Here is a 12286-nt window from a genome sequence, read left to right as displayed (position 1 = left end):
CGACCTGCCTGCCCACGGCCGCGACCACGCCCGGCGGTAGCGCGCCCCGTTCGGCGATCAGCGCCGCGAGGCTGCGGGAGGGCAGGTACTCCAGCACCAGACAGGGCTTGCCGTCGTGCTCGACGACCTCGTACACGCTGATCGCGTGCGGGTGCCGCAGCCGACCGGCGACCCGGCCCTCGCGCAGCATCTGCGCCACCGCGTCCGGGGACCGCCGGTCCGTGTTGAGCAGCTTGACCGCGATCACGCGGTCGAGCTGCTCGTCGCGCGCCTGCCAGACCACCCCCATGGATCCTTGCCCGATCGACGACACCAGCCGGTACCGCCCGGCGATGACCTCACCCTCTTCTGGCACATGCCGACGCTACTTGGCTGAGCCGACCATCGGCCACCTTCGACTTCGCGCGAGCTGGGTTCTAGATCTAGAGCCGCACTCGCACCGTGACGCGACCTTTGTCGTCACGGTGGTGGGAGCGTCGGCGTCGGCCGGTGGTGAGCCGCGAACGACGCAGCGACCACGTCGTTTCAGCCGTGCATCGGACCACGAGGAAGGCTGAGATCGTGGCGAAGCCTGCGTGATCCGAGGTCCGAGCGAAGGTCACGGGTAGCCGCTGTCACGAGATCCACACGTGTCGGCCGGTCCGTGCACCCGAACGATCACGAATCGGGCATGCTGTGCGCACCGTCACGACACGCAGGAGAGGTGCATGAGCGCAACGCCCGAGTATGCCGTACCGGCATGCGTCGACAGTCCCGCCAGGGTCTGCGAGGAGCGCGACCGGTAGCTGTCGCGCCGCGAAGCGAGGTTTCGTCAGGGCTTCGTGGCACGTGGAAGAGCGTCGGAGTTGTTCCGACTCCACCCCTTCGCCAGCGGGCCGCCGTCGCGCTGGTTCTTCGGCGCGAACCCTGCGCGGTCGGGGTACAGGCGCTCGATCGGTACTGGTTCCTGTGCATGCCTGCGAGCGGGAGTCCGGCGTTGCTGGGGCTGCTGGGGCTGCTGGCCAGTCTCCAACTTGGGCTTGCCTGAGCGGGCGCTGTGCATCGTCGCGATCGGCCTGCCCAGCTTCAGCCTTGCCGCCCCGGGCTCAGACTCCACCCGACGGCACGGCTGACCGGCTACTGAATAGCACACCGGGCATGACTTGTTGTTGCGCTGCAAGGGGGCCTGCGCGGGATCCGCACGATCGACCCGCCCATCGATGTGCCGGTGTGGCCCCTCTTGCCCCGTGATTTCGCCATCGCCGCTCTCCCGTCAGGATCCGGTGTTGGGCTGCCGGAGCTGGGTGACCGCGGACGGGTCCAGCTCGACGCGGATCGTCAGCTCGGCCGCGAGCTCCGGGGGCGCGCCGTACAACACGCACACCTGGGCGGCCGCGCCATCGATCACTTCCTGCAGCGTCGGCGCGGTCACGGCATCGGCGTAAGTCGGCCAGCTACCCGTGAACGTGCCGTTTGACCAGCTGACCAGAAGCCTGAATTCGTTGGTGGTCAACGTCTTCCAGTCGAGTGACTGGGCCAGGTCCAGTGCGACCGCGCTGGGGCGGTCGGCGCTGACGGTCCGGCTGCCGATCCAGGCTTCGACCTGGGCGAGATCGTTGGCGACGTGGTCGGAGTCAGTGGTGTGGTCGTGGCAGTAGAACTGGCCCTGCTCGGTCACGTGCAGCACGAGCAGACCCTCGCCGAACAGGCCGAAGTTCCATGTCGGCTCGGTGCCGTGGAGGTCGAAGTGCCACCCGTGGCGGCCGGAGAGCTGGGTGCCCAGCTCTCGCCACTGGTCGATCAGTTGCCAGCCGCCGCCGAACTGGTTGCAGATGGTCTCGTAGTTGGCGTCGAAGCCGACGCGGATGTGGTCCCAGGGACGCATGCGGAAAGCGTAGGCACGCGGTCCTCTGCCGCACGCCTACGCCGCGTCCGGTCACCCGTTAGTGGACTACTTCCCCTTACTCGTACAGGTCTTCGTCGTCGATCGGGAGGTCGTCGAACTCGTCGGCCGCCGGCGTGCGGCGCGGTCCTTCATCAAGTCTCGATGCCACCTCAACATCGTGTCCGGGCTGACCAGCAGCCGGAATCGGCGCAACGCCGCGCGGGTTAAGGGCTCGAGAAAAGCAGCAAGCAACGCCCTGTCCTCAGGCCGCAGTCGCGGGCGCTGATCGCCGAGCTGTCTGCGCAAGACCTCGAGCTGATGGCGTAGCGCGAGAATTTCGACATCCTTCTCACGATCGCTCATGCGCAACAGCCATAGCGCAGTGAAGCTTGGGAGACGGCGAGGTAGGCGAAGCGGACCAGCACGGCCGCGATCATGCTTGATGATGATCGACCCCCTGCTGATGCCGCTAACCTGCACGGACGTACTTCTCGGCATGCACAGGGCTGGGCGCGTGCGGCAAGGTGCCGGACGGGGTCGGTGAGCGGGTGCTCGCGGGTGCCGGCCGTGCCTCTCTCGCCGCCAGCCCTTCGCGAAGGCCGCAGTTCGGGCTCATAGGGATTCGACGAGTCAGGCCACTGCACGTCACCCTGCACGTAGGCGGCGATCAGATACGCGCACCCGACTCGTCGAGAGACCACGCGCGTGGTGCCGGGCGGTCTCGTCGCGTTGCCCAAGAGTTCCGAACCAGTCAAGGTCTACGAGCCGGCCATGGCGACGGTCGACAGCGAGCTGCCGTCATTCGCGAAGCTCGCCGATCGGGCGGGACCTGACCTCTCACAGTCCCAGGCACACGCTATGGTCAGGACGGCCGCACGCGCCTGCCTTTGCCGGCCGACCAGGTCAGGCTGTTCACGACCGCGTGTGGCTGGTACGCAGCCGGTGACCTCAGGCTCCGCACTCGTTGTTCTGGCGAGTCACCGGGTTACACCAACGCGAGTTCTCCTGTCGCAGCCCGGTGACGATGATCCCGGGATGCGCGAGCTGAAGGCCGAGGGTCTTGCCCACCGGCGTCGCCGGATCGTCCGACCTAGTCACAATCGCGCGGAGAGCTGTGCGTGCCGAAAACTGCATCCATGCAGGTCAGGACGCATGGCGGTACTCGTAGATGACTCCCGAGACTGTCCTGTCGATCTATGGCGGAACCGACTCAACCTCGCGCGAGCCAGACGCTCCAGTAAGGCGACGAGCAACGCCCCGTCCTCAGTCCGCAGTCATTGGCGCTGATCGCCGAATCATCTACGCAAGACCGCGAGTCGGTGGTGTCACGCTACGTAACAAGTCCAGGAACAGCCCGATAGAACCATCAGCTGCGGGGAGGACCGACCTGGTTTTGTCGGTGCTTCGTGCTGCAATGCGGTGAGGCCATCCATCACGCTGTGATCGGGGGTTCGGGTTCTTTGGCTGAGCAGACTGCAGAGCAGCTGTTGCACGAGTTCCGCAGCAGTGCGACCACCGATGTCACGATGTCGCTGCTGCGTTCGAGGGACGCGATGCTGTACCTCGCGCTGATGGCGGCCCATCTTGGTGATGGCCAGATCGTAGACGGCCAAAGCCTCAGCGCTTCGATCGATGCTGACTTGCCGGCGCTGTTGCGCAGCTACTCACCTGAGGACACCGACGAGTCGACCGTCACCGCTGATGGGCTCCTGATGCGCTGGCGCAAACGGGGCTGGGTGCAACGTTCCGCCGACCCACGTGACCCTCGGATCGAGCGCTACCAGCTGACGTCCGGGGCTGCGACAGCGGTGCGGCAACTGCGCACCCTGCGGCAGCAGACGTCGATCGCCACCGAGTCAGCGCTCGCGATGGTGATGGCACATCTCAGCCAGATCGCCGCCGACGCCAACCCGGATCCGTTGATCCGCCGACGGATGATCGACGACCGTATCGCGGAGTTGGTTGCTCAGCGCGATGCCATCGACAGGGGCGAGACGCCTGAGGTGGACAACGGCGCGTTGATCGACCGCGTGGCCGCGCTCGCGCAGCTCACCGACCGCATCCCTGGAGATGTCGCTGTCTACGGCGAACGAATGCACGCCAACACGGCCATGCTGCTGCGTCAAAGCCTCGCGGACGACGTCGAGTTCGCGGAGTCGTTGCAGCGCATGTTCGACGGCCACGACATCATCGCCGAGTCACCCGAGGGGCAGGCCTTTCGGGCCTTTGCCACGGCGATCGCGACGCCGTCTCAGCGGACTCGGCTGGAGTCCGACATCGCAGAGATCCTCCGGCGTGTCGAAGACCTGCCTGAGCATCACCGGTCCTCTCTGAAGGGGTTCATCTCCGCCGTGTGGCAGCGGGTCCAGGAGGTCGAGGATGTGCGCGGTGCTGCGTTCCGCAGGATGAGCAACTTCGTGCGCGGCGGTGACATCACGCATTACCGCAGCATGCGAACGCGGGTCAGCGAGGCTCAGGCATCCGCGGCGGTGGCGTTCGAGCACACGCATGGCGGTCGCGACATCGGTTTCGTCGTGCCCATGAGTGGAGTCGAGACGCGTTCGGTGGGTCGTCTGCGGCTCGATCAGGGCATGGGCACTGCTCCGGACGCAGTGATGGACACCACGGACGAGTTCGACATCGATCTCGCGTCGCTCGGCGGGAGGGAAGCCATCGACTGGGCGGCGTTGCGGGACGCGGTCCACCTGACGATGGAGCAGCACTCCGGCTACGCCACCCTGCCCGAAGTGCTGGCACAGCTGCCCAGTCCCCGCGCCGGGGACGTGATCGGGTTGTGGTCGCTCGCCACCCGGTACGGCGACGTCGACGAGGGCACCAGGTCGGTGGTGCGGGCGTGCACCGATCGGGGCTGGCGCGAGATCGACTTGCCGTACGCGGTGTTCGCCGAACAGCTTCCCGCCCCCATCGCACCGGCGCCTCGACGCCTGACGTTGCACCGCGGCCGTTCCACGCAGGAAGAGCTGTTCCATGACTGAGCCCAGGAGCTTCACCAGTGTGTTCGCCGACGACCTCGCCGAACCGGACGAGGCGTCCTTGGATCCGAGCAGCATCTTCGCCGATGACGACGAGACACCCGGTGGTAGCCACGTCGACCACGGGCAACGCACAGCACGGTTCGAAGGGGACACCAGTGAGCTGCCGCATCAGGTGTGCTGGGCGTTGCAGGAACTGGTAGCAGCTCCGCACGTCACAGAGAAGTCCAAGCACTGGCCGATCGTGGAGCAGTACGAGGCGGTGCTGCGCTCTCGGCTGGCGGAGCTGGGACTGCTCCTGGAACTCAACCGCGATCACCGGTACGCCTTCACCAGACAGGCGGAAGATCCGTCCCCGCACAGCCGGGTGATCCTGCGCTCCAAGACGCTCAGCCTGGCCGCCAGCACGCTCCTGCTGTACCTCTACACCCAGTACATCCTTTCTCCTGACGACCCGATCGTCGATCGAGCCGACATGGTCGAGCACATGTTCGCCTACAAGCCGGCGAACGACACCGATGAGGTCGAGTTCCGGAAGAAGATCAACACGGCGATCAGGTCGCTGGAAGAGCTGTCGATCATCAAGCCGGTCCGCGGAGGTACCGACAGGTTCACCGTTTACGGGGTCGTGACCGCGATTCTCACCGCCGATCAGGTCACCGCGCTGGACAACCGCTACCAGGCCATCGCCGCGGGTACCCGTCTCTCGAGTGCCCCCGCCGACGAGGAGGAGCAGGCCGAATGACTCGGACCGTCCACACTGGCCAGTTCCGCCTCGCCAGGCTTCAGGTCGTCAACTGGGGAACCTTCTGCGGCTACAAGGACTTCCCGATCGATGAGCGCGGCATTCTGCTGACCGGCCCGTCTGGCTCAGGCAAGTCATCGCTTATGGATGCTCATTCCCTCGCCCTGCTCCCGAACCACGATCAGCGGTTCAACGCATCGGCCGACCTCACCGCACGCGGTGCAAAGCAGAACTCCCGCAGTGCCGCTGCCTACGTGCGAGGCGCGTGGTCGGAAACCAACGACGAGCACGAGCAGTCCAAGGTGCGCTACCTGCGAGGCGGCAAGCCCACGTGGTCCGCAGTCGGCGTCACCTACGAGGACGGTCTGGGTTCGTCCACCACCGCGGTGGTGGTGAAGTGGTTCACCGGCGCGGAGAACGACGGCTCTGCCATGAACACCATGCATCAGCTGCACGACGGCACGTTTGACCTGCAAGCACTCAACGAGTGGGCCGAGCGGGAGTTCGACACGAGGTGGTTCAAGCGAATGCACCCCGACGTGCGTTTCCCCAGCAGCCAGGATGCCTACCTCAAGGAGCTCGGCCGCCGAATCGGTCTTGACCGCACCGGCACCGCGCTGTCCCTGCTGGGCAAGGCGAAGGCGATGAAGAACGTCGGCGACCTGAACCTGTTCATTCGCGAGAACATGCTAGACAAGCCGGAGTCGTTCGCCGCCGCGGCAAGGATGCTGCAGACCTTCACTCCGCTGAACGAGGCCTACATCACCGCGAAACGCGCTTCCAGGCAGGAAGAGGTGCTGCGCGACGTTCCCCCAAACTGGAACGACCATCAGAAGTCCAAACAGGACCACAGCACTGCGGAGGGCCTGCGCGGCACTCCGCTGGAACGATACGTGCGCGGTCTTCACCTCGCCGTGCTCACCACCGAGCTCAACACACTCAGGGAATCAGCAGACCTGCTCGAAGCACAGCTGCTAGATCAAACCAAGCTGAAAGACGATGCACAAGAGTTGCTCATCAGGCTGACAGGACAACTCCAGCAGCAGAACTCAGGGCTGCAGCTGCTCGAAGTACAGCGGCAGCAGTTTGAGGCAGCTGCGAAAGCCGCGAGGGAAGGCTTCGACCGATACGGCGGCTACGTCGGCAGGCTCGGAGAGCCTGTACCGCAAGACGATGCGGCGTTCCGCGCCCTGCTGGTGCGACTGCCCGTGCTGCTTGAGTCAGCCAGAGAGAAGAAGGCCGAACTCGAACCGCAAGCGCACCGGGAAATCTCCCGGAAGGTGCAGGCGCAGCAGGAGCACACGGACCGAGACGCCGAACTGCGCCGTCTCCGCTCCGCCCCCACGCTCATTCCCGGACACGCGATCGCACGCCGGGAGACCATCGTGCGCGGAACCGGTGTCCCGATCAACGCACTGCCCTACGCCGCCGAGCTGATCGACATCGCCGAAGGCGAAGAGTGCTGGCGTCCAGTAGCGGAGAAGGTCCTGCGCAACTACGGTATGCGCCTGCTGGTCGCCACCGAGCACATCGACCGCGTCCGCCGCTTCGTGGACTCCCACAACATGCGTGGCCTGGTCGAGTACACCGAAGTCACCGCAGTGTCAGCGCATATGCCACAACCAGCACGCAACCGGCTGGCCGGAAAGCTGACGGTCGACCAGCAACACCCGCACGGACGCTGGCTCGCGGCTCAGCTTGCCCGCCAGTTCGACCACGTCTGTGTCGAGACCGCGGCGGAGCTCGACGGTCACCGCTTCGCGGTGACACTGAACGGCACGGTCAAGATGCCGGGTAACCACTACCGCAAGGACGACCGCCCAGAGCTGACCAACCCCTCGAGCTACATCCTCGGCGCGAACACCGCGGCCAAACGGCAGGCGCTGGAGCGGGAGGTCGCGGCATTGGCGGACGAGGTGCGCTCGGCCTCTGAGAGCGCCGACGGGTTCGGAGAACGCCTTGAAGTCGCGAACAAGCGGATCGATGCGGCCACCGAACTGATGGACTTCACCACCTGGTCGGGCGTCGACTACTGGGCGCCCACACGAGCGGCGAACGACCTCGGCGAACAGATCGCGCAGATCCGTGCGAACGACGTGGATCTGCAACGTCTCGAAACGCAGCGCAATAAGGCCCAGGAAGAGTTCGAGAAGGCCATCGGCGACTGGCAGAAGACGAAGCAGCGCATCGATGACGAGGCAGATGAGCAGATCAAACTCGGAGACCTGCGGCACGCCGAAGAGGCGAAGCCGCACACGGTTGACGAGGACGAGCGCCTCTACCTCGACGAGGTGTACACAGCCATCCAGACCACGGCGACCACCTCCAACATCAGCGCGATCCGCCGATCGATGGACCGAGAGTTGGACAACCGCGTTACCAAGGCCACGTCACGCCAAGCCTTGGCAGCGGAGCGAATTCGCAGCGCTATCACCTTGTTCTTGGAGCATTGGCGGGATTACGCGCCCGACGACAGCGGCGACGTGAACCTCAGCGGTGCTTCGTTCGCCGCCCTGCACACCGAGATCGTCACCCGTCGACTTCCCGAAGCGATGGGCAAGCTCCAGCACATGATCAGCAACGACATGGTGCCGTCGATCGCGATGCTGCAGTACACCATCGACGAAGCTGGCCGCCAGATCGAAGAGCGGGTCGGCTGGGTCAACGCCGGCCTGCGCAGAGTCGAGTTCAACGACGGTACGCACCTGCAGATCGCCTACGCCGCCAACCCGTCCGCCGACGTCAAGGCCTTCCGCGACGCAGTCGACGAGCTCATGCGCAAGGCCGCCGTGCTGAAGAACGACCCGGAGCAGCAGGTAGCCCAGTTCCACCGCGTCAAGGCACTCATGAAGCAGTTCACCGACCAGGACACCGCGGCCGAACGATGGCGGCGCAATGTCCTCGACGTCCGCAACAGCTACACGTTCTACGGCAGGGAACTCGACGAAGGCGGCATCACCGTCTACACCTACCGCAACACCGCCACGAACTCCGGTGGTGAGCAGGAGAAGCTGGTGGCGTTCTGCCTCGCCGCCGCCTTGAGCTACAACCTCGCCGATCCCGACACCGACGGCAGGCCACGCTTCGGCACGTTGATGCTCGACGAGGCTTTCAGCAAGTCCGACGAGAACTTCTCCGCCCAGGCGCTGTCGGCGTTCGACGAGTTCGGCTTCCAGCTGATGATCGCCGCACCGATCCGCATGGCGGGAATCGTCGAGCCCTACATCGGTCAGGCAATCCTCGTCGACAAGCGCGTGACCGCCGACGGCGCGCGCTCCACTGGCAAGACAGCCACCTTCGGCGAGCTGGCCGCACGCCGGTTCGCCGACGAGGACGGCGAAATCCGTGCGACGGCCTGACGAGATCATCGCGTCGCTACGAGGCCGGTTCAGCGACTCCTACGCCGACTGGGCACGAGGCGGGGGCACCTGGCCGATGCGGATCTCGCTGCGCCCGCCAGCTCCATCCGAACGGACCGCGCACCCGGTGCGGTGTCACGAATGGGCGGCGGACTGGGCGACATACACCGGCCCCGGCCACGTGGAACGCGCCAACCTGAGATTCCCCACCGGAACCCACCCCATGCCCAAGACGCTCGTGCTGTCCCGTCCCGGCGACGTGGCGCGAGCTCACCCCGACGACCAGGCAACCTGGCTGCGCTGCGGCAGACGACTGACCGAGCTGGAGAACTCCTTCCCCAGAGCGAAGTTCCACCGCCTCGTTCGCCGCATCACCCAGCTGGACGATGCCGACTACGCGCGGCTCGTGCACGCGGCCAATTGGCTGACCATCAATCCCACCTCAGGGCTGTTCCTGCGACAGCTGCCCATCGAGGGCGTCCACACGAAGTGGCTCGCCGCGCACGCCACCCTCGTGCTCGCGCTCCTAGGCGACGAGAGTGTCGACGAGTCCACCGATGAAGTGCCGCTGTCCAGGAAGCGGGCACTTCACGACCGACTGGGCCTGTGTGTCGTTCCCGAACTCGTGCAGGTCACCGTGCTCGACCCGGCGCTCAGGGCTCAGTTCGCGGGCATGCGCCATTTCGCGGCGACCGTCGAGGACCTCAACCGCTGGCCCCAGCACCCGACCCAGGTTCTGATCCTAGAGAACAAGGAGACCGCGTTCGCGATCACCGACGACTACGAACGCACCGTCGTGCTTCACGGCCACGGCGCCCACGTCGACCAGTACGCGCGCATCACTTGGGTCAGGCAGGCGGAACGAGTGATCTACTGGGGCGACATCGACTTGCCTGGCCTGCAGTTCGTCAGCGACCTGCGCGGCATGGGCATCCCTGCGCACACGGTCTTCACCGACATCGATACGCTCCATCACTTTCGAAGGCTGGCTGTGGAAGGTGCACCTCCTCAGCGCACCGCCACGCCACCACACCTCACCACGGCCGAACGTGAGCTGTACGAGCACCTCACCGCGTACTCCGCTAAGCACGGGACGGGCCTGCTGCTGGAGCAAGAACGGCTGCCGTGGGAGGACGTGTATCCGATGCTCAGGAACTTCCTGTTGGAGCGCGTGACAACGCTGGAGAGTGCACCGGTTTTGTCGGGGGTGCTGGATACCTTCCGCAAGTGAGTCTCACCTCGGGATTGGCGTCACCACAGACGCCTCTGCGGCGGTTTCTCGACCGCGAGCTGTCGGCAGGAACGCGGCTGTTGCGTGCGAACTACCGTGCCCAGCTGCTCGTGCCGCGTCCTGTCCTGCCCGGCGACGGAGTCGGATTCGAGGCCGGCACCGTCGGAACAGCCGTCGACCAGCGGCTGCGCCTGGCGTTCACCACCGCCGCCCCGGTCGACCCGGTGACCGCCTTGGGTGTGCTGTCCTGCCAGGAACGAGCTCTCGCGCCCGGTCTTGGCGGCCGCCGCACGGATCCGTACACGGTGCTCGCCACCCTCGGCCGCGATCTGATGACCGCGATCACCGAGCTCGTCGCGAACCTCGACCTGGACAACCGCGGGCTGCCGATCGTGCGCGTCGATGAGGACGAGGAACGTCTGGCGCGCATGCTGCTCGTCGCCGCCTGGTACGCCCTGCTGTACCGCGTGCCGTTTGCCTTCGCCGACACCCCGCTGTTCCAAGCCGTCAGCGCAGACCCCACCACGTTCACACTTTCGATGATGCTGGCGATCCCGCACCGCCACCTCGTCGACGACGTCCTGGCGCAACTCGACCTCACCCAGGACAGCCATCTCGCCACGCTGCGCGCCGCCTCGACCCCAGAACGCTGCCACCCCGGCCCGACCTTCGACGGCAGCAGGCGCGTCACAGCGGACGCCGACCTCATCGTGGACGGCCTACTGCTGGACTTCAAAAGCACCCGCCGCGTCGACAACTTCTCGCAGGCCACCATGCAGCAGTTGCTTGGTTACGCGCTGATGGACTTCAGCGACCGCTACGAGATCGACGCGGTCGGACTATTCCTCACTCGCGCTGGCGCCCTGATTAGCTGGCCCATCGAGGAATACCTGCGTCTTCTTGGCGCCCGCCGCCGAGATCTCGGCGAGTTCCGCGCCTCGTTTGCCGCACTGCTCGCATATCCCGGTTGCCCGGCGGACATCGTGCCCGCCCCCGAGCAGCGCGCGGACGTCGACCGCCTCCTGGCCGAACTGGCCACCCGCATCGGCGCCGGCTGCTGTTCTGCATGCGGCCACGAGCTCGATGAGGCGCCACTCAGCCGCGGCCAGGCTCGTCGGTACTGCTCCACGCATTGCCGCAGCCGCGCCCCTACCCTGAGGCGTCACGGCTGGCTCGCTGTCGCATCCGCCGAAGATTGATGCCCGTCCGTTGATGTCGGCACCCAACGCTGTGCGTGCCGAAAACCCCATCCGTGCAGGTTAAGCGGCATGGTCATACTCGTGGATGACTCCGCCGAGACGGTCCTGTCTGTCTATGGTGAGGCGTTCGATCTGGCCGGGTTCGAGTGGCTGGGGCCAGGCTCGCAGGGGTGCCGCGGCGGCGAGTGCTCGGTGGGTTCGGTGCTCGTTGTAGTGCCGCTCGTACTCGCGCAGCGCGCGGCGTAGGTGGGTCTGATACCAGATCAGCGTCCGGTCCAGCAGTTCGGCGCGGAGTGTCTTGACCCAGCGTTCGATGATCGAGTTCATGCGGGACATCCGGACACCGGTCAGCACTACAGCTATCGCCGCGGAGCCGAGAACCTTGTCGATCAACGCGGGGTATTTGGTGTCGCGATCACGGATGAGGAATCTGATCCGCGCGAGGTATCCGGTGTCCTCGAGGTCCATGAGCAGGTTGCGGATGGCCTGGGTGACCCAGGCATCGGTGGGGTGCGCGGTGGTGCCGACTATCCATACGCGCCGACTCGCATGGTGGATGGCGGCGAGAATGTACTGGCGCTGACCGGTCAGCGTGACAGTCTCGATGAAGTCCATCGCCAGGATCGCCTCAGCCTGCGAACGCAGGAAGTCGGCCCAGGTAACGGTCGTCCGGCGGGGAGCCGGATCGACGCCGGCGGTCTTGAGGATCTCCCACACCGTGGAGGCGGCGATCGCGATACCCAGGAGCGTGAGTTCGCCGTGGATGCGGTCGGATACCCCACGACGGGTTCTCGGCTGCCAGGCGCAGGACGAGGCGGCGGATCGAGGCGACAGTGCGCGGACGTCCAGGTCTTCGGTTCACGCTCGCACGGGCATAGCGGCGCTTCATCAAGTC

The 12286-nt window shown here is 65.9% G+C and carries 8 protein-coding genes; 5 read left to right on the top strand and 3 right to left on the bottom strand.

Features of this window, described 5'->3' with window-relative positions; all coding sequences use genetic code 11:
• Both FXN61_RS40345 and FXN61_RS40340 read right to left on the bottom strand, forming a co-directional pair.
• A partial coding sequence (locus FXN61_RS40345) for a protein kinase domain-containing protein (protein ID WP_167979151.1) occupies positions 1 to 355 on the bottom strand: 355 nt, incomplete at its 3' end.
• Positions 356 to 1252: 897 nt separating this feature from the next.
• The gene (locus FXN61_RS40340) at positions 1253 to 1864 is read right to left on the bottom strand and encodes a hypothetical protein (RefSeq protein WP_167979150.1); all 612 of its coding nucleotides are present in this window, start codon (positions 1862 to 1864) and stop codon (positions 1253 to 1255) included.
• 1460 nt (positions 1865 to 3324) lie between these two features.
• Here FXN61_RS40340 and FXN61_RS40335 point away from each other — a divergent pair.
• The 5 genes from FXN61_RS40335 to FXN61_RS40315 all read left to right on the top strand — a co-directional run bounded on the left by FXN61_RS40335 (position 3325) and on the right by FXN61_RS40315 (position 11391).
• Positions 3325 to 4860, top strand: a complete 1536-nt coding sequence (locus tag FXN61_RS40335; protein WP_167979149.1) for a DUF3375 family protein — start codon at positions 3325 to 3327, stop codon at positions 4858 to 4860.
• A complete protein-coding gene (locus tag FXN61_RS40330) occupies positions 4853 to 5602 on the top strand; it encodes a DUF4194 domain-containing protein (RefSeq protein WP_167979148.1) in 750 nt (249 codons plus the stop codon). Before FXN61_RS40335 ends, FXN61_RS40330 begins: the two co-directional genes overlap by 8 nt.
• Entirely contained in the window at positions 5599 to 8961 is a 3363-nt protein-coding gene (locus tag FXN61_RS40325) for an ATP-binding protein (RefSeq protein ID WP_167979147.1), read from the top strand. The genes FXN61_RS40330 and FXN61_RS40325 overlap by 4 nt, the downstream gene beginning before the upstream one ends.
• Positions 8948 to 10192: a Wadjet anti-phage system protein JetD domain-containing protein gene (locus tag FXN61_RS40320; protein ID WP_167979146.1), complete on the top strand. Its 1245-nt coding sequence runs from the start codon at positions 8948 to 8950 to the stop codon at positions 10190 to 10192. The genes FXN61_RS40325 and FXN61_RS40320 overlap by 14 nt, the downstream gene beginning before the upstream one ends.
• Before the next feature lie 224 nt (positions 10193 to 10416).
• Positions 10417 to 11391, top strand: coding sequence for a hypothetical protein (locus FXN61_RS40315; protein WP_167979145.1), 975 nt, complete (start codon positions 10417 to 10419; stop codon positions 11389 to 11391).
• A 60-nt stretch (positions 11392 to 11451) separates the two neighbouring features.
• Here the strand turns inward: FXN61_RS40315 and FXN61_RS40310 are convergent, their stop codons facing one another.
• Positions 11452 to 12108, bottom strand: a complete 657-nt coding sequence (locus FXN61_RS40310) for an integrase core domain-containing protein (RefSeq protein WP_312878371.1) — start codon at positions 12106 to 12108, stop codon at positions 11452 to 11454.
• Positions 12109 to 12286: the final 178 nt, after the last annotated feature.

The sequence above is a fragment of the Lentzea indica genome, assembly GCF_012184385.1.
In the GTDB taxonomy this organism is placed as follows: Bacteria; Actinomycetota; Actinomycetes; order Mycobacteriales; family Pseudonocardiaceae; genus Lentzea; species Lentzea indica.
Note: the sequence above shows the minus strand (reverse complement) of the source record. Positions and strands in the feature narration are given on the sequence as shown.

What these genes read in the sequence shown, in the direction of transcription:
- FXN61_RS40325 (WP_167979147.1), top strand. Translation starts at nt 5,599, where the DNA reads ATGACTCGGACCGTCCACACTGGCCAGTTCCGCCTCGCCAGGCTTCAG.
- FXN61_RS40330 (WP_167979148.1), top strand. Translation starts at nt 4,853, where the DNA reads ATGACTGAGCCCAGGAGCTTCACCAGTGTGTTCGCCGACGACCTCGCC.
- FXN61_RS40340 (WP_167979150.1), bottom strand. Translation starts at nt 1,864, where the DNA reads ATGCGTCCCTGGGACCACATCCGCGTCGGCTTCGACGCCAACTACGAG.